The sequence below is a fragment of the Pseudomonas sp. o96-267 genome (genome assembly GCF_003935465.1).
GTDB classification, from domain to species: Bacteria; Pseudomonadota; Gammaproteobacteria; order Pseudomonadales; family Pseudomonadaceae; genus Aquipseudomonas; species Aquipseudomonas sediminis.
The window spans coordinates 76,183-99,933 of the sequence record NZ_RHQP01000008.1 but is presented as its reverse complement, the minus strand read 5'-3'; the positions used below and the strand labels follow the sequence as shown (position 1 = coordinate 99,933).

General features: G+C 62.9%; 31 protein-coding genes and 2 pseudogenes. 11 read left to right on the top strand and 22 right to left on the bottom strand.

Annotation, left to right across the window (positions count from 1 at the left end; genetic code table 11):
* Positions 1-107: 107 nt before the first annotated feature.
* Both EGJ86_RS25595 and EGJ86_RS25590 read left to right on the top strand, forming a co-directional pair.
* Positions 108-1,199 (top strand): annotated as a pseudogene (locus tag EGJ86_RS25595) (HAMP domain-containing protein); the annotation flags it as partial.
* Positions 1,185-2,057, top strand: coding sequence for a methyl-accepting chemotaxis protein (locus tag EGJ86_RS25590; protein ID WP_372237962.1), 873 nt, complete (start codon positions 1,185-1,187; stop codon positions 2,055-2,057). The pseudogene EGJ86_RS25595 and the gene EGJ86_RS25590, both read left to right, overlap by 15 nt.
* Before the next feature lie 185 nt (positions 2,058-2,242).
* Here the strand turns inward: EGJ86_RS25590 and EGJ86_RS07550 are convergent, their stop codons facing one another.
* Positions 2,243-2,659, bottom strand: a complete 417-nt coding sequence (locus EGJ86_RS07550; RefSeq protein ID WP_125834645.1) for a VOC family protein — start codon at positions 2,657-2,659, stop codon at positions 2,243-2,245.
* A gap of 62 nt (positions 2,660-2,721) precedes the next feature.
* On the opposite strand from EGJ86_RS07550, the gene EGJ86_RS07545 reads away from it, so the two are divergent.
* Positions 2,722-3,024, top strand: a complete 303-nt coding sequence (locus EGJ86_RS07545) for a putative quinol monooxygenase (protein WP_125834644.1) — start codon at positions 2,722-2,724, stop codon at positions 3,022-3,024.
* 49 nt (positions 3,025-3,073) lie between these two features.
* Here EGJ86_RS07545 and tsaA read toward each other — a convergent pair whose 3' ends face one another.
* The 4 genes and pseudogenes from tsaA to rimO form a co-directional block, all read right to left on the bottom strand.
* Positions 3,074-3,778 (bottom strand): tRNA (N6-threonylcarbamoyladenosine(37)-N6)-methyltransferase TrmO, encoded by a 705-nt coding sequence (tsaA, locus tag EGJ86_RS07540; RefSeq protein WP_125834643.1) that lies wholly within the window; start codon positions 3,776-3,778, stop codon positions 3,074-3,076.
* A 9-nt stretch (positions 3,779-3,787) separates the two neighbouring features.
* Positions 3,788-3,994, bottom strand: coding sequence for a hypothetical protein (locus tag EGJ86_RS07535; RefSeq protein ID WP_099525251.1), 207 nt, complete (start codon positions 3,992-3,994; stop codon positions 3,788-3,790).
* A 43-nt stretch (positions 3,995-4,037) separates the two neighbouring features.
* Positions 4,038-4,747: pseudogene (locus EGJ86_RS07530) on the bottom strand (RNA pseudouridine synthase).
* Between the two features lie 102 nt (positions 4,748-4,849).
* The gene (gene rimO, locus EGJ86_RS07525; RefSeq protein ID WP_125834642.1) at positions 4,850-6,184 is read right to left on the bottom strand and encodes a 30S ribosomal protein S12 methylthiotransferase RimO; all 1,335 of its coding nucleotides are present in this window, start codon (positions 6,182-6,184) and stop codon (positions 4,850-4,852) included.
* Here rimO and EGJ86_RS07520 point away from each other — a divergent pair.
* Positions 6,178-7,815 carry a recombinase family protein gene (locus tag EGJ86_RS07520; protein ID WP_256672373.1) on the top strand — a complete coding sequence of 546 codons (1,638 nt, stop codon included), beginning with the start codon at positions 6,178-6,180 and terminating at the stop codon, positions 7,813-7,815. The genes rimO and EGJ86_RS07520 overlap by 7 nt on opposite strands.
* On the opposite strand, the gene EGJ86_RS07515 is transcribed toward EGJ86_RS07520, so the two are convergent.
* From EGJ86_RS07515 to EGJ86_RS07435, 17 genes are all read right to left on the bottom strand, one after another.
* The gene (locus tag EGJ86_RS07515) at positions 7,816-8,187 is read right to left on the bottom strand and encodes a hypothetical protein (protein ID WP_125834641.1); all 372 of its coding nucleotides are present in this window, start codon (positions 8,185-8,187) and stop codon (positions 7,816-7,818) included.
* Between the two features lie 10 nt (positions 8,188-8,197).
* A complete protein-coding gene (locus EGJ86_RS07510) occupies positions 8,198-8,485 on the bottom strand; it encodes a hypothetical protein (protein WP_125834640.1) in 288 nt (95 codons plus the stop codon).
* Complete coding sequence (locus EGJ86_RS07505; RefSeq protein ID WP_125834639.1) at positions 8,482-8,949, bottom strand: hypothetical protein; 468 nt, start codon at positions 8,947-8,949, stop codon at positions 8,482-8,484. Before EGJ86_RS07505 ends, EGJ86_RS07510 begins: the two co-directional genes overlap by 4 nt.
* Positions 8,946-9,389 carry an XF1762 family protein gene (locus EGJ86_RS07500; protein WP_125834638.1) on the bottom strand — a complete coding sequence of 148 codons (444 nt, stop codon included), beginning with the start codon at positions 9,387-9,389 and terminating at the stop codon, positions 8,946-8,948. The genes EGJ86_RS07505 and EGJ86_RS07500 overlap by 4 nt, the downstream gene beginning before the upstream one ends.
* Positions 9,386-11,128, bottom strand: coding sequence for a DNA cytosine methyltransferase (locus tag EGJ86_RS07495; protein WP_125834637.1), 1,743 nt, complete (start codon positions 11,126-11,128; stop codon positions 9,386-9,388). The genes EGJ86_RS07500 and EGJ86_RS07495 overlap by 4 nt, the downstream gene beginning before the upstream one ends.
* The gene (locus EGJ86_RS07490) at positions 11,128-11,853 is read right to left on the bottom strand and encodes a hypothetical protein (RefSeq protein ID WP_125834636.1); all 726 of its coding nucleotides are present in this window, start codon (positions 11,851-11,853) and stop codon (positions 11,128-11,130) included. The genes EGJ86_RS07495 and EGJ86_RS07490 overlap by 1 nt, the downstream gene beginning before the upstream one ends.
* On the bottom strand, positions 11,850-12,425 hold the full coding sequence (locus EGJ86_RS07485) for a phosphohydrolase (protein ID WP_125834635.1): 576 nt from the start codon (positions 12,423-12,425) through the stop codon (positions 11,850-11,852). The genes EGJ86_RS07490 and EGJ86_RS07485 overlap by 4 nt, the downstream gene beginning before the upstream one ends.
* On the bottom strand, positions 12,422-12,991 hold the full coding sequence (locus EGJ86_RS07480; RefSeq protein WP_125834634.1) for a 3'-5' exonuclease: 570 nt from the start codon (positions 12,989-12,991) through the stop codon (positions 12,422-12,424). Before EGJ86_RS07480 ends, EGJ86_RS07485 begins: the two co-directional genes overlap by 4 nt.
* Positions 12,988-13,788: a hypothetical protein gene (locus EGJ86_RS25295; protein ID WP_256672372.1), complete on the bottom strand. Its 801-nt coding sequence runs from the start codon at positions 13,786-13,788 to the stop codon at positions 12,988-12,990. The genes EGJ86_RS07480 and EGJ86_RS25295 overlap by 4 nt, the downstream gene beginning before the upstream one ends.
* 68 nt (positions 13,789-13,856) lie before the next feature.
* Positions 13,857-14,684: a DUF2303 family protein gene (locus EGJ86_RS07470; RefSeq protein ID WP_125834633.1), complete on the bottom strand. Its 828-nt coding sequence runs from the start codon at positions 14,682-14,684 to the stop codon at positions 13,857-13,859.
* 54 nt (positions 14,685-14,738) lie between these two features.
* Positions 14,739-15,083 (bottom strand): hypothetical protein, encoded by a 345-nt coding sequence (locus EGJ86_RS07465; RefSeq protein ID WP_125834632.1) that lies wholly within the window; start codon positions 15,081-15,083, stop codon positions 14,739-14,741.
* A gap of 51 nt (positions 15,084-15,134) precedes the next feature.
* Entirely contained in the window at positions 15,135-15,374 is a 240-nt protein-coding gene (locus EGJ86_RS24975; RefSeq protein ID WP_158620898.1) for a pyocin activator PrtN family protein, read from the bottom strand.
* On the bottom strand, positions 15,371-15,748 hold the full coding sequence (locus tag EGJ86_RS24970) for a hypothetical protein (protein WP_158620897.1): 378 nt from the start codon (positions 15,746-15,748) through the stop codon (positions 15,371-15,373). The genes EGJ86_RS24975 and EGJ86_RS24970 overlap by 4 nt, the downstream gene beginning before the upstream one ends.
* On the bottom strand, positions 15,745-16,029 hold the full coding sequence (locus EGJ86_RS07455; protein ID WP_125834630.1) for a hypothetical protein: 285 nt from the start codon (positions 16,027-16,029) through the stop codon (positions 15,745-15,747). Before EGJ86_RS07455 ends, EGJ86_RS24970 begins: the two co-directional genes overlap by 4 nt.
* A gap of 10 nt (positions 16,030-16,039) precedes the next feature.
* The gene (locus EGJ86_RS07450; RefSeq protein ID WP_125834629.1) at positions 16,040-16,585 is read right to left on the bottom strand and encodes a hypothetical protein; all 546 of its coding nucleotides are present in this window, start codon (positions 16,583-16,585) and stop codon (positions 16,040-16,042) included.
* Positions 16,582-16,878, bottom strand: a complete 297-nt coding sequence (locus EGJ86_RS07445; protein ID WP_125834628.1) for a hypothetical protein — start codon at positions 16,876-16,878, stop codon at positions 16,582-16,584. The genes EGJ86_RS07450 and EGJ86_RS07445 overlap by 4 nt, the downstream gene beginning before the upstream one ends.
* A 271-nt stretch (positions 16,879-17,149) precedes the next feature.
* Positions 17,150-17,836 (bottom strand): LexA family transcriptional regulator, encoded by a 687-nt coding sequence (locus EGJ86_RS07435; RefSeq protein ID WP_218565880.1) that lies wholly within the window; start codon positions 17,834-17,836, stop codon positions 17,150-17,152.
* A 99-nt stretch (positions 17,837-17,935) separates the two neighbouring features.
* Between EGJ86_RS07435 and EGJ86_RS07430 the strand changes: the two genes are divergently transcribed.
* The 7 genes from EGJ86_RS07430 to EGJ86_RS07405 all read left to right on the top strand — a co-directional run bounded on the left by EGJ86_RS07430 (position 17,936) and on the right by EGJ86_RS07405 (position 23,500).
* Entirely contained in the window at positions 17,936-18,187 is a 252-nt protein-coding gene (locus tag EGJ86_RS07430; RefSeq protein ID WP_125834625.1) for a hypothetical protein, read from the top strand.
* Between the two features lie 340 nt (positions 18,188-18,527).
* A complete protein-coding gene (locus tag EGJ86_RS07425; RefSeq protein ID WP_125834624.1) occupies positions 18,528-19,037 on the top strand; it encodes a phage regulatory CII family protein in 510 nt (169 codons plus the stop codon).
* Positions 19,030-19,233 carry a TraR/DksA C4-type zinc finger protein gene (locus tag EGJ86_RS07420; RefSeq protein ID WP_125834623.1) on the top strand — a complete coding sequence of 68 codons (204 nt, stop codon included), beginning with the start codon at positions 19,030-19,032 and terminating at the stop codon, positions 19,231-19,233. Before EGJ86_RS07425 ends, EGJ86_RS07420 begins: the two co-directional genes overlap by 8 nt.
* The gene (locus tag EGJ86_RS07415; RefSeq protein WP_125834622.1) at positions 19,230-19,832 is read left to right on the top strand and encodes a hypothetical protein; all 603 of its coding nucleotides are present in this window, start codon (positions 19,230-19,232) and stop codon (positions 19,830-19,832) included. Before EGJ86_RS07420 ends, EGJ86_RS07415 begins: the two co-directional genes overlap by 4 nt.
* Complete coding sequence (locus EGJ86_RS24965; protein ID WP_158620896.1) at positions 19,829-19,990, top strand: hypothetical protein; 162 nt, start codon at positions 19,829-19,831, stop codon at positions 19,988-19,990. Before EGJ86_RS07415 ends, EGJ86_RS24965 begins: the two co-directional genes overlap by 4 nt.
* A complete protein-coding gene (locus tag EGJ86_RS07410) occupies positions 19,983-20,726 on the top strand; it encodes a hypothetical protein (RefSeq protein WP_125834621.1) in 744 nt (247 codons plus the stop codon). The genes EGJ86_RS24965 and EGJ86_RS07410 overlap by 8 nt, the downstream gene beginning before the upstream one ends.
* Positions 20,723-23,500 carry a bifunctional DNA primase/polymerase gene (locus tag EGJ86_RS07405; RefSeq protein ID WP_125834620.1) on the top strand — a complete coding sequence of 926 codons (2,778 nt, stop codon included), beginning with the start codon at positions 20,723-20,725 and terminating at the stop codon, positions 23,498-23,500. The genes EGJ86_RS07410 and EGJ86_RS07405 overlap by 4 nt, the downstream gene beginning before the upstream one ends.
* Positions 23,501-23,751 lie beyond the last annotated feature (251 nt).

Sequence of the window (23,751 nt, the reverse complement as noted above, 5' to 3'; positions counted from 1 at the left end):
CTCTTTGCCGATAAACCGGACTCGACATGGCACAGCAGTTGCGTAGTCAGTCGACCAGGTCGCGCCCACGATGCGCGGCTGTATAAGAAGAATCTGGAGTCGCCGTTATGTTCAAGCCTGCCGCACGCTTTTTCGCCAATCTTGCCGTTGGCAAGAAACTCTTTATCGGTTTCGGCCTCGTGCTGTTGCTTACCGCCGCCATGACGGTCAGTGGCTATCTGGCGGTTCAAGCGGTACTACATGGGCATGAGCAGGTTGGGCAGTTGGCGCAGGTAAACCAGGAGATTCTCCAGGCGCGTCGTCTGGAACGCAGTTTCGCTATCGAACAGACCCAGGAGAGCGCAGAGCGTGTGCGCGAAAGCTTGCTTAAAGTACAGGGCATGCTGGAGCACCTGGGCAAGGATGCAACCGAAAGCACGCGTGTGCAGACTATGCAGCAGGCCACTGCCGAGTACCTGAAGCAGTTCGACAACTATGTCGAGCAGCAGGGTAAGGCCCGTGAGGCTCGCCAGGACATGCGCACTGCTGCTGGAGAAACCCGTGACCAGTTCGAGGTGATTGAGCTGGACATGTATGACGCCGTGCGTGAGCTGCGCCTGCAGGGTGATCGTCTGCGGGGTAGCGACCCCCTGACCCTGGCGGAAACCGCATCCGGCCTGAGCAAACGCATGCTCGACCTGCGCGGCCAGGAAAGCCTGTACATCATCGATGGCTCGCCCGAAGCGCTGGAAGAGTGGGAGTACGTCAGCGAAGACCTGCAGACCGTTGCCCGCAGCCTGACCGTCTGGCTCAACGATGATCAGAAAGCCTCTATCGAAACCGCCCTGCAGGCGTTGACTCTCTACCAGCGCTCCTTCCTCTACTACCAACAGCTGCGTGAGCAGAACCAGGCCACCGAGAAGGCCATGATCGAGCGCGCCCGCTCGGTCGTCGACCTGGCCGAGTCGGCCCAGGCCGGCGCCGAAACCCGGATGCTCGCCGACACTCAGCGCGCACTGGTGATGCTCGGCATCATGGGCTTGGCTGCCGTGGTGCTGGGCCTGTGTGCCTCGCTGCTGATCACTCGTCTGATCGTCGCGCCCCTGCGCCAGACCGTGACCTTCGCCCAGCGTATCGCCGCCGGTGACCTCAGCCAGGACATCCCTCAGGATCGCGGTGACGAAGTGGGCCAGTTGCTTGCCGCCATGCAGGACATGACCGTCAGCCTGCGCAATCTGGTTGGCCGTATTGGCGGTGGCGTCGGGCAGATCGCTGCGGCTGCCGAGCAACTGTCTGCGATCACCGCGCAAACCAGCGCCGGGGTGCAGACGCAGAAACTGGAAACCGAACAGACCGCTACCGCCATGCACCAGATGGCCGCCACCGTGCAGGAAGTGGCGCAGAACGCCGAGCAGGCCTCGCTTGCCGCACGCGATGCCGACCTGGAGGCGCAGCAGGGCAATCGCGTGGTGCAGCAGGCGGTTGATCAGATCGACAGTCTGGCCAGCGAAGTGGAACAGTCGGCCAAGGCCATCGCCGATCTGAACCAGGAAAGTGCGCGCATCGGCAGCGTGCTTGAAGTGATTCGCAACGTCGCTGAGCAGACCAACCTGCTGGCGCTCAACGCGGCCATCGAGGCGGCGCGAGCCGGCGAGCAGGGCCGTGGTTTCGCTGTGGTCGCCGATGAGGTACGGGCACTGGCCAAGCGTGCTCAGGAGAGCACCGAGGAGATCGAAAGCCTGATCGCCGGCCTGCAACGCATGGCCAAAGGCGCGGTGCAGCAGATGGACAGCAGTCGTGATCTGACCCGGCGTACCGTCGAACTGGCCGGTGAAGCCGGCGATGCCCTAGGGCGTATCACCCAGGCGGTGAGCACCATCGAGCAGATGAACCAGCAGATCGCTGCTGCCGCCGAGGAGCAGAGTGCGGTGGCTGAGGCAATCAACGAAAGCGTCACCCGCGTGCGCGATATCGGTGAGCAGAGCGCCACTGCCAGCGAGCAGACCGCCGCGTCCAGTGCCGAGCTGGCTCGCCTGGGAGTGGAACTGCAGGGGATGGTGCGACAGTTTCGCACCTGAACCTGGTTAATACCGGACGCAGGATACGCTGTGCGCACCGGCACCTAATTGAGCATTCCCGTGCGAGCGCTCTGCGCAGCATGCAACGGCGTACCCTGCGACTGTAGGAGCGAGCTCTGCTCGCGAACCGAGGCGAGCACCAAGCTTCGCGAGCAGAGCTCGCTCCTACAGATTTAGGTTCAGGTTCAGGTTCGGGCTGGGCTGAAGCGCTGACCCGAGATCGCCGGATGGTAGAGCGGCTGGATCTTGTTGCCGGCGGGGTCCAGCAGGTGGAAGCTGCGTGCGCCGTCGCCATGGTCGAAGGGGCGATCCAGCAGTGTCACCCCACGCGCCTTGAGGTACTGGTACCAGGCATCCAGCTCCTCGACGCTGTCGACGATGAAACCGTAGTGATCGACCAGCGCTACGCCATGGCTCTCTGCATAGGCGCGGCCGAGCGAGAGGTTGTCATTGCCACAGGTCAGGTAGACCAGGTCCTCGTTGGCGCGGTGCAGCAACTGCATGCCCAGCACGTCCACGTAGAAACGCTCACACGCTTCCAGGTTGGGTACCAGCAGGGCCAGGTGGCGCAGGCCATTGAGGCGCGACGGGCGTTCGAGCATCTTTTTTGCACTCCATTATGTATACAGTTATTTTTCAAATATAAAACATAATGGAGTTTGCTGTGTACGTGCTATTGCTCAAGACCCAACTCAAACCCGGCAGTTTCGAGACGTTCATGGATGCCATGCGGATCAACGCCGCTGCTTCGGTGCGCGATGAACCGGGCTGCCTGACCTTCGATGTGATGCGTGACCGCAGTGATGCCGACTTAGTGTGGCTGTACGAGGTATATGTCGACGAGGCGGCTTTCGAGGCGCATACGCGAACTGCGCATTTCCTCGCGAGTCGGCCGCTGGTGGAGCCGCTGATCGAGCGTCAGGACGCCATCGAAGGCGATATGCTGGCGCTCAATCCGTCGCGTTGAGAAGAAGCTGCCCCTGTGCACCGCCAGCCGCTGCGAAGGCTTGGCCCGGTTAGGCTGTGCTGTGCGCCATCTGCACATCCAGCACCCGGATGCGCCCCGGCTCGGGGTAGTGCCAGTGCACGTCAAGATCCCAGAAGCGCGCGCCATAGCGGCGTTCCGGCTCTGGCTGTTGGTAGGCTGGGCGTGGGTCTTGCGCCAGGCATTGCTCGATCAGCTCCACCAGCGGTTCGTTCAGACGCAGCGCATGCTGGCGCGCCAACGGCAATGCATCGGCATGCCATTCCACCGGGATCAGGCGTGGCGCGCCATCGGCCATGGCGTTGTGCGCATCGCTCACGCAGTCGGCGTAGGGCACGTAGGGTTTGATGTCCAGCACGGGCGTGCCGTCGAGCAGATCGATGCCGGACAGGTACAGCCGGCCAGGTTCGACCTTGTCCAGGCGTACCACCGATTGGCCGATGCCATTGGGGCGATGGGTTGCACGGGTACTGAACACGCCCACCGACTGATTACCGCCCAGGCGTGGTGGGCGCACCTTTAGCCGTGGCTTGTCCTCCAGCGCCTGGTGAAACAGAAACAGCAGCCAGACATGGCTGACCTGTTCCAGTCCCTGCACGGCTTCACCTTGATCGAAGGGCGGCAACAGTTCCAGCACGCCGCGAGCGGCGGGAGCCAAGTGTGGCTGGCGGGGAATGGCGAACTTTTCCTTGAAGCAGGAACGCACGATACCGACAGGCGAAACCAGATGCTGCATGGCGTCCTCTTAGCGGCTGCGCACAGGCGCGTCGTGCGCTACCCGGCAGCCGGCATCGCGGAAGGGGCCGGTGAATCGAATCCAGCCGTCACCAGGGCTGACCTGGGCGCAGGTCAGGTGGCCGTCGACCTTGCTCTGCCAGAGGAAGAAGGGGGCTGGCGCGGCCAGGGCGGGCAGGCTCAGGGCAAGTAGGGCGGTGAGTAACAGGGTACGCATGAGGGTGGTCTCCAGAGCGTGACGGACACAGCCTAACACGGCCTCAGAAACGTTCCTTCTCACCCAGATAGCGCCACTGCCCGGAAGGCAGTTTGGCCATGGGTACGCCGCCGATACGGATGCGCTTCATGCTCAGCACTTTCAGGCCCAGCGCCGTGCAGATCTGCCGAAGCAGGTCAGGAGTCGGATTCTTCAGGGCGAGCGCAGACGCTGTTCGCTCTGCCAGCTGGCCTTGCACGGTGGGAACTGCGTGCCCTTGTGCAACCAGCCTTTCTTCAAGCGTTCCAGCGCGCTGGCGGGCGCCTCGCCGGCGACCTCGACCAGGTATTCCTGCTCCAGCTTGGCGGCATCCTCGCGCAGCTTGCGCTGTGTGCGCCAATCCTGGCTGAGCACCATCAGGCCGCTGGCGCCGGTCTGCAATGGCAGGCTCTGCTCCTGGCGCAGGAAGTGGCCATGCAGGATGCGCTGGGCGTGTGGGTCTTGTTCCCAGTGTCGTTCGCGCACCAGCAGGTGTTGCAACTGCGCGGCGTTACAGCCAGCCGCACCATGCACCAACAGGGTGACGGGCTCTACCGGCTCAAGTGTGGCATCCGGATGCAGCTCGATACGCTGATCTTCGATCTTGAATTGCGGCGCCTCGACCACCTGGCCGTCCACCGTCACCCAGCCGCCAGTGATGTACAGATCGGCCTCGCGGCGCGAGCAGCCGAACAGTTCGATGACGCGTTTGGACAGGCGGGTGGGTTCGCTCATGACTGGGCTCGACAAAAAGAAGGTCATTGTACCGGCAAGAAGTAGTGGTACCGGGAAAGAAAAAGCCCCGCATGCTGCGGGGCTTTTCAGGAGATAGGTCGGTCAGACCAACTCGCCCCACATGTCGTATTCGTCGGCATCGACGATGCGCACACGCACCTTGTCGCCCGGCTTGACGTTGGGGGAGTCGATGAACACGCTGCCATCGATCTCCGGGGCGTCGGCCCAGGAGCGAGCCACGGCACCTTCGCCGTCCACTTCGTCGACCAGCACGTCCATCTCCAAGCCGATCTTGGCCTGCAGCCGCGCAGAGCTGATCGCCTGCTGGTGCGCCATGAAGCGCTCCCAACGCTCCTGCTTGACGTCGTCAGGCACCACTTCCAGACCCAGGTCGTTGGCGGGAGCGCCTTCGACCGGGGAATACTGGAAGCAGCCAACGCGGTCGAGCTGGGCTTCGGTCAGCCAGTCCAGCAGGTACTGGAAGTCTTCCTCGGTCTCGCCAGGGAAGCCGACGATGAAGGTGGAGCGGATGGTCAGTTCCGGGCAGATCTCACGCCACTTCTTGATGCGCGCCAGGGTCTTGTCTTCGAACGCGGGACGCTTCATCGACTTGAGCACTTTCGGGCTGGCGTGCTGGAAGGGGATGTCCAGGTACGGCAGCAGCTTGCCGGCGGCCATCAGCGGGATCACGTCATCGACGTTGGGGTAGGGGTAGACGTAGTGCAGGCGCACCCACACGCCCATCGACGACAGCGCCTCGCACAGCTCGAGCATGCGCGTTTTCACCGGCTGGCCGTTCCAGAAGTCCAGCTTGTACTTCATATCGACGCCGTAGGCGCTGGTGTCCTGACTGATCACCAGTAGCTCTTTCACGCCAGCCTTGACCAGGCGCTCGGCTTCGCTGAGCACATCGCCCACCGGACGGCTGACCAGCTTGCCGCGCATCGACGGGATGATGCAGAAGCTGCAGGTATGGTTGCAGCCTTCGGAAATCTTCAGGTAGGCGTAGTGGCGCGGGGTCAGCTTGATGCCCTGCGGCGGCACCAGGTCGATCAGCGGGTTGTGCTCGGTCTTCGGCGGGATGACTTCGTGTACGGCGTTGACCACCTGCTCGTACTGCTGCGGGCCGGTGACGGCCAGCACGCTCGGGTGTACGTCGCGAATGCTGTCTTCGGCCACGCCCATGCAACCGGTGACGATCACCTTGCCGTTCTCGGCCAGGGCCTCGCCGATGGCGTCCAGCGACTCGGCCTTGGCACTGTCGATGAAGCCACAGGTGTTGACCACCACCACGTCGGCATCCTGGTAGGTCGGCACGATCTCGTAACCTTCCATGCGCAGTTGGGTCAGGATGCGTTCGGAGTCGACAGTCGCTTTCGGGCACCCCAAGGAAATAAACCCTACACTTGGAGCTTTCTTAGTTTGAGTAGTTGTCATTGACTGATCACGGGAGAACAAAAATTAGCGCGCGAGTATACAGCTATCTCAGGTTTTCCGATCCCCGGCAGGCGACCGGCAGCAGTGCCGACCGTCAGTTGCAGTACGCCCAGCGCTGGGCGGCTGAGCGTGGTCTGGTGCTCGATGAATCGTTGTCGCTGCGCGATGAGGGGTTGTCGGCCTATCACCAGAACCACGTCAAGCAGGGGGCGCTCGGGACGTTTCTACGTGCCGTCGATGAGGGACGCATACCCGACGGCTCAGTGTTGATCGTTGAAGGCCTCGACCGGCTGAGCCGGGCCGAACCCATCCAGGCGCAGGCTCAGATGGCTCAGATCATCAATGCCGGCATCACGGTGGTGACGGCCAGCGATGGGCGGGAGTACAACCGGGCCGGGCTCAAGGCACAGCCGATGGATCTGGTGTATTCGCTGCTGGTCATGATCCGTGCGCACGAGGAATCCGACACCAAGAGCAAGCGGGTGAAGGCCTCAATCCGGCGGCTGTGTGAAGGATGGGTCGCCGGAACTTATCGCGGGCTGATCCGTAACGGCAAAGATCCGCAGTGGCTGCAGTGGGATGGCCAGGCATGGCAGTTGATACCGGATCGGGTGGAGGCGGTGCGCTATGCCATCGAGCTGTACAAGCAGGGCGAGGGGGCGACGCGGGCCGCACGGAAGATGGCTGAGCGCGGGTATGTGTTGAGTGACTGGGGGATTGCCGGGCAGCAGATCTATCGACTGGTGAAGTTGCCGGCGTTGCGGGGCGCAAAGCGCATCAGCGTCGACGGTGAGGATTACCTGCTTGAGGGCTATTACCCGCCCGTGTTGACTGATGATGAGTTTGAAGCCCTGCAGGCGGCGACCGAAACGCGGCACGGCCGGCGCGGTGTGCCTGAGATTGTGGGCCTGGTGACGGGCTTGGGCATCGCTTATTGCGGCTACTGTGGCACTGCGGTTGTTGCACAGAACCTGCTGAGCCGTGCGCGTGAGGATGGCTCGGTGGCGGACGGGCATCGTCGTCTGCATTGCGTCGCTTATAGCAAACGAACGGGGTGTCAGGCGGGCAGTTGCAGCGTGGTGCCGGTGGAAAAGGCAGTGTTGTCGTACTGCTCAGATCAGATGAACCTGGCTCGGCTGCTGGAGCCGGCGGACGATGGCCGGCAGTTACGGCAGCGCCTGCAGGCGTGCCGGCGAAAGCAGGGGGACGTCGAGCGGCAGTTGCAGCGCGTGACCGATGCAGTGCTGGCCGACGATAGTGGTGTAGCGCCGCTCGCGTTCGTGCGTAAAGCGCGTGAGCTTGAGGCCGAGTTGCAGCAGTTGCAGGCCGAGGCGGATCAATTGGAGCGGGAGCAGGCGATGGTTGGCCAGGTGCAGACGCCGGCCGGTGCCGACCTGTGGCGCCGACTTGCTATCGAAGCGCAGGACATCAAAAGCCCTGCGCGTGAGCAGCTGCGGCAGCTGGTGCTCGATACGTTCAGCCGCATAACGGTGTACATGCGAGGGTTGGTGCCTGACCCTGCTTCGAAGGTCATCCACCTGGTTCTTGTGTCGAGGGCGGGGCAGCGGGTGGCGCTGGATGTCGATCGGCGGTCGGGTGCCTGGAAGGCCGGGCTCGACCGCCGTGAATGATCATTTCTGAAGGGGGAGGTTTTCTATCTCTGCTGCAATATGGCGAAGTGTCTGCGCTGCCCAGGCTCGTCTTTCTTCTGGGGATGATCCGTCTGATGTGGCAGTCATCATCTGTTGGCGGGTCAGATCAAGCAGCATTTCGCTCAATGTTTGCTGCGTATGTAGCCCTAAATTGCTTAGGTCGTCCGTGTCTAGGGATATGTCCATGATGAAGTCCCGTTCCTTATACATTGGCCATGGGGCAATGCTTACATCTTCCAAAAACAATCTAATAGCTCTTTCGTACTGATCCTTCAGGGCAACTGCTAGTGCGCTAGATGGTGGCAAGTGCACTGTTCCATTGAGGATGTTCCAGTCTTGTTCTTCGTTCATGGGTGCTCCATTAGGCTGCTTTTCTGCCTATCAGTTTAGCTGCAAGTTCAGGGTCTCCGGGTGGGCTGCTGTGCACCACCAGATGGCCCATGCCTTCCCAGTAGTTCTCTTGCACCTCGATGCAGACTCGCCACGCAGCCCAGGCCACGTCGGCGCCTGCCTCGATCACATTACCTGCCTTGTCGACTATGGCCAGGCGGGCTGGCTTGCCGTCTGCCGTGGTGCAGCTGAAGCCGGTGCTGGCCGTGGCGCTGATGCGGGCGGCCTGCAGCAGGGGGTTGGGTACTGAATCTTTCATGCTGCCTCCGACTGCTTGCGCCAGGCGCCGAAGGCGTCGAAGACACGCTCGGCTTGGGCTTCGGTGAGGGTGATTTCGGCGGGGATGGCGAGCCAGGCCAGGCCGATGAAGTGGTAGGGGTTGCAGCCAGCCTTCAGCTCGACGCAGTAGGCTTCGACGGTTTCAGCCAGTTGGGCGGCTTTGTAGATGCCTTGCGGGGCAATCTCCACGCTCTTCATGTAGGCGGTGCCGAGCTGGTCGCGGCACAGCGCGGCCAGGTAGAGGCTCCAGCGGTGTGGCATTTCGGTGACTGCCGTGGCAACCGCCTCTCGGCCGTTGCCGATCGCTCGGGCGTGCTTCCAGTCAACGAGCACCTGTAGTTCCAGGTGATCGATATCGAGCACCGCCACGTGGTTACTGCGCAGCATCGACCGGTAGTAGTTGGCCAGGCGGGCTTTGTGGTTGTAGGGCTTGCGCTGGCTCATGCTGACATCTCCCACAACTGTTTTTGCCCTTTGTTCGCCGTATCAACGCGTGGGCGACTTGGAGTGTTCCAGCTTCCGCCTCCGCGTTTGCCGACAAAGCGCCAGTTGCTAGCTTGTAGGCTGGTCCCGGGCTCAGTTTCAAGTACGTAGGTAATGAGTCGTCTGTACCCCATAGCCCGCGAAGCCATCCAAGCTGCGCCATAGAGTTTCGAGCAACCATTTCGTATGCCATTTGTGCAGCAGCGCGTCACCTCTAGGGTGAGGCCGTCATCTAGGTGGCGCGCCACTGGGCGGCCAATAATCGCCACTCCAACGACCTCGGTGCCATAAACCAAGCCGATGCTGAACTTATGGCCCTGCACAGGTCCGTGGTGCCGGTGGTGTTTTGAAACGAAGGCGTTGGCTTCGGCAAGAGACAGGGGGCAGATTGATAGGCTCATGCTGCCTCCTTTCGATACAGCTCGATCATGTCGGCGTCGTTGGCGGCGATCAGGGCTTCGGCTTCGGTCGGGCAAACGCTGTTGCCGATCAGCTTGATCTGCTGGGCGATGGTGAGCGGCTTCCATTCGAGTTGGCCGGTGGCTTCGTTGAGGAATAGGCCGCGGTCGATGATGTAGTCCGGGGCGAAGCCCTGGGCGAGTTTGAGCTCCTGCGGTTTGAGCATGCGCAGGCTGATATCAACCAGCACGTAGTCACCCAGCACCACCAGGTCTACCTGATCAGGGAAGTGCTCGGGCAGGTACTTGTGGAGGAAGCGGGCACAGAGCTTGGCCTTTTCCATCAGATGCGGCGGGAGCAGGTCGGCCGGCACCTGGTGCACGGTGACCAAGCCAAGGCGGGCCTTGGTTGGCAGGGTGTGGGCGGGTTCGTTGCAGCTCTGCCACTGGCCGCCGGTACCGTAGTACTTGATCAGGTACGCAGTGGCCAGGCGCTGGTTGCTCTTGCCGCAGATGGTGCTGATCGGTGCAGAGGCTGCGCGACCGTCGCCCTGGTAGAAGCCGCCGTTGGCCTGTTCGAAATGGCAGGCTGCCACGGCATGGTGGCCGCTGCTGGTGGTGGCGGTACTGAGCGGTGAGAACATCGCCGAGCCGACGCTGCCCTTGCGCATGGTGACCATGGCGGCCGTGACCTGCTGCTGGGGCTTGGCCAAGTGCGCTGAGGCCACTGCAAAGTGCCCGCCCTTGATGTTGGCGACCTGGGTGCGCAGCGGTTCATCAGCGGCGAAGGTGCGCTGGCCGCTGGCGTTGGCGAACTCGGTGAGATGGGCGGCCGCCAGGGCCTGGTCATCCAGTGGGACGGTGAACGGCTGCTCGGCCATGACGGTGTGACGCCAGAAGCCTTTGGCCACGCGCACGTTGGTGTTGGCCACCAGGCGTTCGTCAATGATCGATGTGCCAAGGTCGCTGAAGTCGATGCACTCAGCTGCTTGGCGCCAGGCTTGCTGGCCGCGCTTGGGCTGTTCGTGGTGCGTCGGTGCCGGCCAGACGATTGGCTTGCCGTCCGTGCGGCCGATGCCGAACCAGCGGGTGCGGATGGTCGGCGCGCCGGTATTCGAGGCGCGGCGGATGCGGTGCTCGAAGTTGACACCGAGGCCGCGCACCAGCGCTTCCTTGGGTACCCATTGGCCGACCGCGTCCATGATTTCGGGGAAGTCGGGATGGTCGGCAGCCAGGCCGGTGCTGAGGCAGGCCACGAAGGCCTCGAAGGCGCGCCCGGCCAGTTCCTTGATCGGCCTGCCGGTGTCGTCGAGCGGCCCCCAGGTAGTGAACTCGGGCACGTTCTCCATGAACATCAGGCGCGGGCGAGTGACGTAGACCCAGTGGACGATGACCCAGGCCAGCATGCGCACGCGCTTGCTGCGAGGTGCGGCGCCCTTGGCCCGGCTGAAATGGCGGCAGTCGGGCGAGGCCCAAAGGATGCCGACTGGTTGCCCGCCCGTTGCTTCGAGCGGATCCACCTCGAAAACGTCGCTGATGTAGTGGCGCGTGTTCGGGTGGTTGGCACGGTGCACGGCGATGGCCAGAGGGTTGTGGTTGATCGCCACGTCCGGATCACGGTAGACCCGGGCGCCGCCGCTGCTCGCGCCGCCGGCACCGGCGAACAGGTCGACGTACAGCTCGCGGTTGAAGGGCAGCGCTTGCTGCGCTGCCTGGTGTAGGTGGGGGTTGAAGGCGGTCATTAGGGCACCTCAACCTTGATTGGTACTGAATGCCCTTTGCAGGGTGGTGATTCAGTAACGACTGCATGGGATGGGATCGTAAGGCGCTCAGGAGGGAGGGCCAAGCCGGCCACGGCCTTGGCGTAGATTTCCTTGGTCGTGTCCCATGGCACAGGGATTCGTTGGGTGTACTCGGTCTCGCCGCGACACACTTCGCAGTTCTCGTCGGGTTCGTCGATCTCGCATTGATCGCAGGTGCGTTCACTGTCGATATGGAACTCGCCGAGCAGCAGGCCCTTGGCGCCGTTCTCGGCGGTCAGCGCCTGCGGCATCAGCACATACCCGTTCGGCACTTCGCGCAGGGTGCCGGCGGCGATCTTCGCTTCCAGGGCATTCAGGCGGTCTGCCATTTGCTGGAAGCGCGGGTGCAGGTCGATGCAATCCGACTCGGGGTCGAGGATCTGGTTGGCCTCGTTCATGATCACCCACACCATGCCGCCGATAACGCGCCCGTAGAAGTTGGGCGCGTTGCGCAACAGGCGTGCCAGGTGGTTGTAGAGCGTCTGCAGGTGCTGGAGGTTGTCGCTGTCGAAGGCGTTGTCGCCGTTGTCCAGCAGCATGGCGAGGTCATCGCCGGCTTCGTGATTCTGGAATGGCCCGCCGAAGCGGGCGTCGATCATCTGCAGCACCTGATGCAGTTCTTCAGCGGCCTCGATGTCGCGGGCCGAGGGCTTGGCCATTTTCATGCTGTAGCCCTCCGCCGGTGAGTGGTGGCCAGCAGTTCGAGCAGGCGGCCGTGGTAGTGGATGGCGGCCTGGCTCGGCTGCCATGGGTCGATGAATTGCGGGATGGGCTCGATGCCAGCCAGGCACGGCCAGGGCTCCGGGTGCTCGGGCATCAGGTCGCGCTTTTCGGTGGCCAGTGCCACCAGGTCGGCGTTCGTCACGCAGACCGGCAGGATGGGGTCGAGGTCGAAGCGCTTGCAGATGGCGATCCAGACACGGCGCTCGACTTGGTCATACAGGGACTCAAGGTTCTGGCACTCGTAGAACTCGCGCATGCCTTCCTTGAGCGGGCGCACCAGATCGCCCACGTAGGCTTCGGTGGCGTCGTGCAGCAGCGCTTCCAGGCGGTACTCGGCCGGCACCAGGTCGGACACCAGATAACAGTGTTGGGCCACGCTGTAGTAGTGGCGGGTGTGGCCGTTGAAGCGGCACTGCATGCTCAGGCTGTGGGCGATATCGGTCGGGTCCACCATGTCGGCGGTGGGGTTGGCCAGGTCGAACTTCCGGCCGCTGCGGGTGAGAATCCAGCTCATACCAATGCTCCTACCTGCAGGGTCTGGTGGAGATTCAGTGCCATCAGCAGTTGCTTGGCCTCGTGCATGGCGTCATCGAGGGCATGGTGCTTGGTGCCCTCGAACGGCAGTGCCTTGGCCTTGGGGTAGAGTGCCAGCAGGGTGCGCAGGTCGCGGTCATTCCAGAACAGCCAGGGGCGCTGGATGCCGCAGGCGTCGAAGGCGTTGCCGACGATGACGTTGTCGAAGCTGCTGCCGTTGCCCCACAGCATTGCCTTGGGATTTGGTGTGTGCAGGTGGTTGTTGCCCATGAACGCGGCCAGGTCTGCGAGCGCCCATTCCAGGGTGTGGCCGCCGGGGTTGAATATCTCTGCGCGGGCAGTCTCTTCCTGCTTCAGCCACCATTCGATAGTGCTGGCATCCACCTGCAGGCCAGCCTGCAGGGAGCTTTCCAGGCGTACGCGGCGGTAGAGGCTGCCGTTGATGGCGCCTTGCTCAATGCGCACGCAACCGATGGCGACGATGGCCGAGGTGGGGCGGTTGCCCATGGTCTCCAGGTCGAGCACGTAGTGGGTGTCGTTGATCATGCTGCCACCCCCTGCTTTGCCTTGGCTGCAGCCACCAGCGACATGGCCTGGTCATACGAGAGTGCGCGGCGGTAGAAGGGCGGGAAGTCGGGGCCGAGGTGGTTGGTCAGCACCAGGGCCTTGGTGATCGGCGCGGGGTCGCCTGGCTGCCAGTCGTCAACGATCTCTGTCAGACCGAGGGCGTCGGCGATGGCCTGGGCGTTGGTGGTTTTGCCGCAGCGTTCGGGGCCGTAGACGAGCCAGCTTTTGCCGTTGGGTACGCCAGCGGCGAAGGCAGCCGCTTCACGCAGGGCGGCTTCTGCTTCTTGCTGGGTATTGGGCAGTGCGGTCGGGGTGGTGCCTTCGAGCTGATCCTCGATGCGCTGGGCGAGCAGCTCCAGTTCGCCGCATACGGTGAGGGCGTGGCGCGCCTGGTTGCTCAGCTCCAGCACCTGGCTGGTGGTGAGTTGGTTGTAGGTCAGGGCTGCCAGCTTGAGCTGTTTGGCGGCGCGGCGGATGGTGATGAGCTCGTCGCGGGTGTAGCTGCGGCCGGCGTAGATGGCGATGCGGCGGTCGGCGTCCTGCAGCTGGGCTTCGATATCGCGGTTGGCCTTGGCGAGCCGGCCGACCGAGCTGGTGAGTTGTTCCTCGAGGCTGGTGGTGTACTCGGTGAAGGCGGTTTTGGCGTCGCCGTAGCCTTGGTCATAGCCATTGGTGCGGGCGGTTTCTGCATTGGCGTAAGCCAGCCAGGACAGGCCGAGCAGGGCGATGATTGCCAGGGCGGCGATAACGCCGATGGTGATGAGTGAAATGGTCATGTGCTGTGTCTCCGATTGGTTGGTGCCCTGCGCCAGGGGTCAGAGTCTCTGGCGCAGGGAGTTGGGGCTTAGTTGCCTTGCTGGTAGGTGCCGATGGTGAGCGGCAGGAGGCCGCCAATTTCGTCGGTGAGCACCTGCTGGAACTCTTCGGCGAAGGCTTCTTGCTGAGCTTCCTGGCCGACCCAACGCAGCTTCAGCACCGGAGCCTTGTCGCCGGTGATCACCGACAGGCGCAGGGTGATGTCGGCGACGCTCAGCGGGTCGTAGGGCTTGGTGCTGAACACGAAGGTGGTCGGCAGGGTTTCGAGGCTGCGCGCTTCGATATCCTCCATCGCGCTGCGACGGTTGCTCAGGTCGCCCACTTCGCTGTTCAGCTCAGAGGTCGCCTTGATCTGCATGCGCCGCACGGCGTTGATGGCCGCTGCGATGTTCAACTGCTGGTCGCCCGAGCTGGCGGTGATGTGCGGCGCCCAGTCCTCGAGGAACTCGGCCAGCTGCTGCTGGCTGAGCGAGCGGCCAACCATCTCGCCGAGCGCCTTGTAGGCGGCAGTAGGCTTGAGGGTGAGGGTTGCGCGGTCGTCGCCGTGGCCGGCATCGTCCGGGGTGCCCAGGTTGAAGATGACGGTGGCGCGCATGGCGTCCTGATCGACGAAACCTGCGGCGCCGGTATCTTCCTCGCCACCGATATGGCGCTCGACGTAGGCCGAGAAGGCTTTCAGCGAGTGGGTGGCCAGGGTGCCGCGAAAGCGGTCGCGCCCGAGCTGGTAGGGTTCCAGATTGGTGAGCGTGCAGCTCGCTGGGGTAACGGCCAGGGTGCTGCCGCCGTGCTCGATGCGCACGTTGGCGGCTGCGACGGCTTGGGCGATGAGGGTATCCAGTGCTTTGTGATCGAACATCGTTGTGGTCCTTGTCAGAGTAAGGATGGTTAGGTGGTGCGGTGTTGCGGGTGATCAGCTGCGCGCGTGAACGGGCGCGTCTTGCTTGCTGAAGAGCTGGTCGGTCGGGTTGGTCTGGAGCAGCTGCAGGCCGGCCGGGGTGACGTACATGGGGGTGTCGAGGGTGGTGTCCTCGCGCTTCTTGCCGCGTTTGGTGGGCTGCACGAAGTCCAGCTTGTGGGTGATGTTCACCTGGTTGGTCTGCGCGATCTGCTTGAGCTTGAGGGTGATGATTACCTGGCCTTCCTTGCCGTGATCGATGCAGCCCGCGGCGACGTCGGAAAGAGCGCGGCCGAGCTGATCGGCGAACACGCCGGCGTTGAGGTCCTGGATGAACTTGCTGGTATCGGTAGGTTTCATGTGCTGTGCCTCGTTTGTCAGAGAGTTGCCCGGTACCGCCGGGCGCGGGGGTTAAGCCGCTTGCTCGGCGCGGGCGTCGAGGTAGGCGGCGAGGTCGGCCAGGCGCACATGCAGCGGCGCACGGCGCGAGTCGTAGAGCTTGAACGTGGGCAGCTGGATCGCGCCTGAGCGAATCAGTTCGCGGAGGTGCTTTTCAGTTTCAATGCTCTTCAAGTACTTCCGCCGCACGACGTACAGCGGCAGGCTGTTGACCTTCCAGCGTTCTTGCAGCAGTTGCAGCGTTGTCTTCACTGCGCCACCTCCCCGCACCCCGCCAAGGGGTGGCTGAGCTTGGCGGCGATGATCGCGGTGACGCCTTCGCCGCTCTTGCCGATGGTGGTGGCGGCGATGTTGCCGGCCTCGTCGGTAATCACCGCGCCGAACGGGCGCTCGGTGTCGCCGGTGAGGGTCACGTAGGGCAGCCAGCGACGCGGCAGCAGGGCGAACAGCGCGCAGTACAGTGCGGCCAGCTCCAGGGCCTGGGGCGGAATGCCCTGCAGGCGCTCGATGCATTCGTCTGCGGCGTCGCGCACGGTGGCGGCGCTGACGGTGCCCGGGTTGGCGTGGTGCAGGCTGACCAGCTTGACGACGCCGATGGCGTCGGCGATTGGGTTGGGCTTGTTCATGCGGCGCTGTCCTTTGCGGGTACTTCGGTGATTTCGATGCCGAGCTGTTTGGCCAGCCAGTCGATGCCGGCCTCGGTGACCATGAGCACGGCGTAGTGCTTGCGGATGCCAAGGCGTTTTGGCTCGGTCACGCGCGGGTCCATGAACAGCTTGCCGCCGCCGATGTGGCGGGCTGCCAGGGTGCCGTCGCGGTTGAGGGCGTTGATGCTGCGCAGGTGGGCGCGTAGCTGGCTCTCGGCGATGCCCAGTACCTGGGCAGCCTCTTTAACGGTGCGGTTCATGGCGTGGCCCTCAGGCTGCGTTGAACGCGGCTTCGATGTGCTTGGCGGCGACCACGTACAGCTCGCGCGGTGTGCCGGCTTGCAGGTGCGCCGTGCCGACCTGTGTTGTCACCAGCGCGTCGCGCTGCATGGATTGCAGCGTGTTGTGCACGGTGATCGATACGCCGCACTGCAAGTGGCGAGTGCCGCCCATGCGCACCAGGTGGCGCAGGCTGGCTTCGTCCTTTGTATCGAGGGCGAAGGGCTCGCGTGCCGGGGCAGTCGGGGTGCCGATCGCGCCGGTTTCGGCGGTGTCGGCTGTGCCGTTGGCGATGGCTTCGATCTGCTCGCAGATGTGGGCGGAATTGGCCGGGTCGTTGGCCTGCAGGCGGATTGTCGAGCGGTGATGGCCCAGCACGATGCTGACTGCCAGCTTGTCCGCGACTTGCTCAAGCTCAAGCATGACTGCAACGCGTGAGGCGGGGCGCTCAAGGTGGAGCGTGGCCTGCATAGACATGGGCGTGGTGAGAGCGCGGCGCAGCCCGTGGAGGGACTGCTGGGTCAGGGTGTAGGTCATGCTGCGCGCTCCCTCCTGGTGAGAACGCGCAGGGCGCGATGGCTGTGCAGGGGCATATTGCCGATCAGTTCTTCGCGTCGCAGGGCGGCGGCGTTGTTCATCAGCGCGGCCAGGCGTTCGTACTGCTGGGAGTCGATGGCTTCCAGATTCAAGGCGCCCGTAAGCATGCCCAGGGCGTGGTAGCGGTTGGACTCGACCGAGAAGTCGTAGAGGGCTGTACGCGTCGAGCGCAGCGAATGTTCAAGCGCAAGCAGGAAGTGGTGCCAGGCGATGGTGATGTGGTCGCGGCTCATGCTGCACCTCCCCAAGGCCCGAAGTCCTCGAAGGCGGGCAGGGTTTGGGGCTGCTTCAGCGTGGGGCGGCCGCCTACGAGCACTACAAAGCGGCCAGTGGCCTGCTGAACAGCGCGGACGGCGTCCGGGTTGGTGGTGCATGCCGGGTGCAGGAGCACCTGGGCGGATGTGTGCTGTGTCTGTTGCATCGCGTACTCCGGGGTCAGAGTGTGGGTACGCGATCAATCTATAGCTGTTGGGTAATGCTTGTAAATACCTGATGGGTATTTATTTAGAGTTTATCTAGCCGGAATGTGGCTTTGCCTACGATGTGCCAATCCTGCGTCACTTCAATGTAGCGGGGGTTGAAGTCTGGGTTGAGCGCAAACAGGAACATGCGGCCATCTTCTTCTACCAGCTTCTTGAAGGTTCCGTCGCCGTGGGCTGGACGCTTAGCGAATACGAAGTCGCCGACTGACCAGGCTAGGGCTGGCTCAATCATCACGCGGTCGTCATCCCAAAACTTAGGCTGCATAGAGAAGCCGGACAGGCGCAGGATAAAGGAGCCAGGGGTGTAGTTCTTCGGAGCGTCTATCCATTCCTCGGCGACGCCTGGTTGGTAGAGGTCGATTACTTCCATTGCAGCTCCTGCCGCTGTGACACCTACTACAGGTATCTTGCCCTTGGTGTACGCCTGGAAGGTCGCATCCGTGTGATAGCTACCGGATTCGGCAGTGCTCAGGCCGAGCAATACGATTGGGTTGTCTAGGTCGTAGGGAGCCAGGCCAAGCAGCTCTTCGAGTTCGCGCGCGGCGTCATCGCCGATGCCCTTGAATCTAGTTGGGCCGGCGAATTGCCCAACTTGGCTCGGTGATTTGCCAAGTCGGCGAGCGAGTTCGGCCGGGCCAATGTCCTGCTCGTCCATTATCCGGCGCAGGTTGGCGTGTCGTATTTCGGGGATCGTGGGGTATTTGCTCATAAGAGAGATTGAGCCATTAATTACCCGCCGGGTAAATTCCCTGTCTGGTATTGCCATTCGTTACCCGTTCGGTAATTATGTGTGCCGAGGTGACCCGACATGAAGCTCACAGACTACATCCGCAAGATCGACAATCCGCGCGACCCGGCAGGCAACCCGCTGGAGGCTTACGCCGGGCGTTGTGGCGTGACCATCGGCTACATGAAGGTTCACGTGCTGTATGCGCGCAAAGAGCCACGCTTTCGCCTGCTGCGTGCGCTGGCACGCGAAAGCCAGGGCAATGTCAGCCTGATGGAAGTTCTGGAGCACTTCGGTGTTCAGCAAGAGGAATTGACCGGGCTGGCTGCTTAGCGGCAAAGCCTGGAAGGTGCCAGCCCCCGAAGGGGCTGGCGGGGTGCTCGCCTGAGCTCTGACACACAGGCGGGCGGTACCTGGCGAGGCTCTGACCTCTCGCCAGGCGCACGACGCTCGATGCCGACACAGCACGTGAAGCATCGAGTCGCCGTAGCCGGAATAGTAGGGGAAGCCCTGGTGCTCTGGCTATGTCGTTAAACGGCGGTTTTAGGTAGTAACCGCGCCGGGGGCTCTGACCCCTGGTGCGGCCGGGGTCGAGCGGGGCAACTCTGACTGCCCAGCTCGGCAGACACAGCACACAACAGCCGGCCCCGCCGGGGGCCGGCTTGGGGTAGGTATGAGCCGACTTGATCTACTGCCGGGCGCTGGCCCGGTGCTCTCTTTGCGCCATGCGCTTTATCGCGCCGGGCGTGACCATCGGGGCGGCATTGGCGCCCTGGCCACCGATATGCTGTTGGACCCGGCGACGGGCTACGACACCCTGCAGAAGAAGCTCAACCCAACCGAGGAACGCCGCTGGCCGAACCCGGACGAGTTGGAAGACATCATCCGCCTGACCCAAGACCCGCGCCTGTTGGACGCCCTGAATCGCCCGGCCGGTGTGGTGTGGTTCAAGCCGATGGCGGTAACCGCTACCAATGATGCGCTGGAGGCCTTGGCGAAGATGATGCAGCGCCAGGCTGAGTTCGTCGGCAGCCTGCACGACGGCGGCGCCGACAACCGCTGGAAGCCGGACGAGGTGGACGCGCTGAGACACACCGGGCATCAGGTGATTCGCAAGATTCTCGGGATCATCGCCGGCGCCGAGCAGGCGATGCTGGCCGGGGAGGATCGCCACGATGGATGAGCGCGTACTGGAAATGGCAGAGGCGGCGCAGCAAGAGCGCCTGCAACAGGCCATCGACAACCGTGTGGTTTACCAGGGCGAAAGCGCGACCGAGTGCGCCAGCTGTGGTGACGACATTCCCGAAGCCCGGCGCCAAGCAGTGCCGGGTTGCCGTTTTTGCGTGGCGTGCCAGGGGTTGATGGAGGTGCGGCGATGAGCACGAACAATGATGAGCTGCGCCAGATCGTCACTGACGCACTGGTGGGCATGATTTCGGGCGTTACCGGGCTGGTGCCACCAACCGGGCCAGGCTCGATTCCTGACTTCGTTCAGGCACCCATCGACAGGGAGGTGGAGAAGATCAGCGCAGGCCTGCTGGCTGCTGGATCGGCTGTGGAAGAGGTGGAGCCTATCGGGTATGCCTGGATTAATCGCTACAACCAAGCGGTCGATCACGTAGCGCCATTCCCGCCTACAGACGGCGGCGTGAGCTACGGCGAGCGTCTCATGACCGTCTCCCAGCACGAGCGCATCGTCGCCGGCCTTTCCGCGCAGCAGCCCGGGGCGGGGAGCATGCCTGACGCCGCGCGCCTCGATTTCATGCTCGATAAATGGCGCAAGGTCGTATGCGAGCTCCTTCCGCATGACAACTTCGAGGTCTATGTCGAAGAAGGCTTTATGGGTGACAAGCGATATCCGGGCGTCCGCTACAGCGGTGAGTGGAATCAGGGCACACCACAGGCGTTGGAGATTCAACGCGAAGCTATCGATGCGGCCATCACCTCTCAAGGCAAGAAGTCTGGAGGTGATGTATGAACCGCCCAGCCCTGCGCGCCCATCTGCGCGCCAAAGTGAACCGTGCCGCCCAGCGCCTGCGTGAACTGCACGCGATGCGCGATTGGGAAGGCATGAAGGTTGCCCTGCAGGCCTACTGGCAGGCCGCCAACGCATGGAGGGCGGTCGATCATGGCTGATCACAGCATGTTGCATGAGTGGATTGAGTCTGTGCGTCAGCGCCAAACACCTGAATGGTGTGATTGGGCCTTGCAAGGTATTCAAGGCGCAGTGGTCTTTCATCTAGGCGCTTTCTGCGACATTCCTCCCGGTAAGCCTGAGCATTGGCAAATTCTCAAGCCGCCTTATCCGGTCACGGCGCTTGAGTTTACTTATGAGCTTGAGCATGTTCGTAAGGCTGGCTTGCTTCTGTGCGTTGAAAGTTTCGACGCTGATGGCTTCTATGTCATCCCAGCCGAGAAGGTGCGCGGGGGTGGGTGGATAACTGGCGAACCAATTCGCGGGTGGCGGAACGAAGCCGGGGCGCTTATTTTCGAAACTTCCAGCAAGACGGAGCCTAGTGGAGTTCTCATGGCGCGCTGGGCTTTGGCTGCAACGGTTTTCAATTTGCTGCAATGCGTCAACGTTCAGGCCATCGACAATCCTGCGCCTCAAAGGCTGAATGCCAAGCGGGTGGCAAAGGGCAATGTGCCGCTGTATTCCTTCAAGACTCTCTGCTTGGGGTTGCCGAATGAGCGCTGCAATGGCGCGGCGCTTGGCGGCACACATGCCTCGCCTCGTTTGCACCTGCGCCGGGGGCATATTCGTCACCTTGGCGAAGGGCGGCGAGTTTGGGTGCAATCGTGCGTTGTGGGTAGTGGCCCGGGCGTAGTGGAAAAGGACTATCGCCTAGTGGCTAAGGCGGCCGCCGCATGATTCCTGAAAACGATAAACCTATAAGCGTTCGCGCCCGTGAATACATTCAGGTGCATGGCATGTGCCTGGTTCCTATCCCGCCAGGTGGGAAAGGACCTTCGATAAAGGACTGGAACAAGCCGGGCGGCTACTTCACCGATGCCGACAAGGCCGAAGACTTCTGGACGAAGAACCCCAATCACAACATGGGCGTGGTGCTGGGGCCGAGCCGTGTGTGTTCGCTGGACGTCGACCATGTGGAGTACACGCGGCATGTGCTGCTGCATGTGCTCGACCTGAACCTCGATGACCTGGCGGCGGTGTACCCGACGCTGGTGGGCAACCCGGCGCGCTTCCGCCTGATGTTCCGCGTGCCGGAGGGCGTGGAGCTGAGCCGGCATTCCCTGGTATGGCCAAACCCCGATGACCCGGACGGCAGCAAGCACAAGCTGGCCACTGCGACGCTGAAGCAAGCCGAGGCCACCGGCAATGCCGCGCTGGCCACTGAAATGCGGGCGAAGCAGAAGAAGCTGGCACCGGTGACGGTGTTCGAGCTGCGCGGTGGCCTGGTGCAGGATGTATTGCCGCCGTCGATCCACCCGGACACGGGCCAGCCGTATTTCTGGCGTACGCCGCCCTCGGCGGATGGCCTGCCGGAGCTGCCGCGCGAGCTGCTGAGCATCTGGAACAACTGGGAAATCTTCAAGCCGCTGGGGCAGGGCGCCTGTGAGTGGGCGCCGGCGCCGAAAGAGCGCCCAGCGCCCAAGGCGAAGCCGACCCGGCCGGCGCCCTCTGGCGCAAGCGGTAGCACTGACGTGGTGGGCGCCTACAATCAGGCGAACGACGTCGAGCAGCTGCTGGCGGCGCATGGCTACAAGCGGCGCGGCAAGAAGTGGCTTTACCCGGGTAGCACCACGGGCCTGGCGGGTGTGACGGTGGTCGACGGCAAGGTGTATTCGCATCACGGTGCCGACCCGCTGGCGAATGGGCATATGAACGATGCGTTCGATGTGTTCTGCCTGCTCGAGCATGACGGCGATCAGAAGGCGGCGACCAAGGCAGCCGCCAAGGCGCTGGGCATCGACCATGCGAGCCAGCGCAAGAAGGTATCAGGCGGCACGCCGCCAGCGGCGAAGGGCGAGGTGGGTGGCAAGCCTGCGGCTGCTGATAACGCCGCCAGCCCGGCCGATGAGTCGGGCGACCTTCCCCCGCCCCCTACCGATTCGGATTGCGGCGCGCCGGCCGGCAGCAGCACCACCGGGGGGGCGGGGGGTGGCTTTCATATCCAGGGCCTGCTCCGTCGCTTCGCGCTGATCGTCGGCACCACGCAGGCCTGGGACGTGGATAACGGCAAGCGGATCAAGAAGGCCGCGTTTCAGGCGCTGATCGGCAAAGAGCTGTTCAAGCAGTGGGATGCTGAGACCGACCCGAAGCGCAAGAAGACGGTCAGCGAGGATTGGGTTAAGGAAATCGAGCGTGCCCAGGCACTGGCGGGCAAGGCGGTTGGCGATCTGAAGATGCCGATGCTGACGCGCTATGTGTACATCGACGGCACGAAGGACGTGTGGGACTACGCGAAGAAACGGCGCGTGGCTGAGGGCGCGGTGAAGATGGCCCTGGGCGATGCCTACAGCCTGTGGCTGAACAGCCCGGATCGGCGTGTGGTGGATATGAACCATATCGTGTTTGACCCGACGATGAGCCATGACCCCGAGGTGTATATCAACACCTATGAGGGCTTGCCGCTGACGCCTGAGCGCAATGATGCGAAGTGCGAGAACCTGATCTGGCTGATCAGCTTTCTGTGCAACCACGCCGAGGATGCAACGGATTGGTTGTGCCGCTGGTTGGCGTACCCGCTGCAGCACAGCGGGGCAAAGATGGACACGGCGGTGCTGATGCATTCGACCACTGAGGGCTCGGGCAAGAGCCTGCTGTTTTCGGTGGTGATGGGGATGCTGTACGGGCAGTACTCGGCGACGGTGGGGCAGACTCAGCTTGAGGGGTCGTTCAACGCCTGGCAGAGCGGCAAGCTGTGGGCGGTGTTCGAGGAGGTTGTGAGCCGCGATCAGAAGTACAACCAGGTGGGCAAGATCAAGCAGTTGATCACCGGGCAGACGGTGCGCATTGAGAGCAAGTTCGTGAACGGTTGGGAGGAAGCCAGCCACATGAATGCGGTGTTTCTCTCGAACGAGATCGTGCCGTGGCCGATCAGCGACAGCGACCGCCGGTTTCTGGTGATGTGGCCGGAGGAGAAGCTGCCTGCGGCTCGGCAGATGGCGATCAAGCAGGAGCTGGCCAACGGTGGCGTCGAGGCGCTTTATGCGTGGCTGTTGGCGTATGACCTGGGCGACTTCGACCAGCAGACCAAGCCGCCCGTGACGCCGGCACGCGAACGCCTGGTGGCATTGAGCAGGGCGCCGTGGCAGACGTTCGCCAACCTGTGGCGCTTGGGCGAGCTGGGCGATGGGTTGTGGGGCGGGTGCCTGAGCTCTGATCTGTACGCGATGTTCGTGGAGTGGTGCCAGCGCAATGGTGAGCACCGGATGAGCCAGACGAAGTTCAGCCTGTTCATCGAGACGCTGGGTGTGGACAAGACGCGGGCGATCCCGTGGACGGAGGGCAGCACGCGACGGTTTGCGGCGTTTTTGATACCGAGGGATGAGTCAGCCTTCCTGCCACCATCCATGCAGGCGGCCGCGCTTGGGGCGCATGTAGAGGCGTGGCGGGCCAAGGCGAAGCTGTGCGGCTGGCATGTGGAGGCGTGGGACCACGTCAAGGCGGCTGCAGCATGACTACGCCTAAAAGTGTGTTGGGTGTGTTGGCACTGTGTAGGCTTGTTTTTGCAACCTTACACACTTTCAGCCCAGTAACCACGCGGGTTACAGACGAGTGTGTAAGGTGTGTAAGGTTTAAGCGCGTGCGCGCGCGTGTGCGAAAAAAAATTGCACGCTGCATCACCTCTCTGGCTGCCCCGAACCCTTCGAAATTTTCCTTACGCGAGGCTCTGAAAACCTTACACACCTTACACACCTTACACAGATGC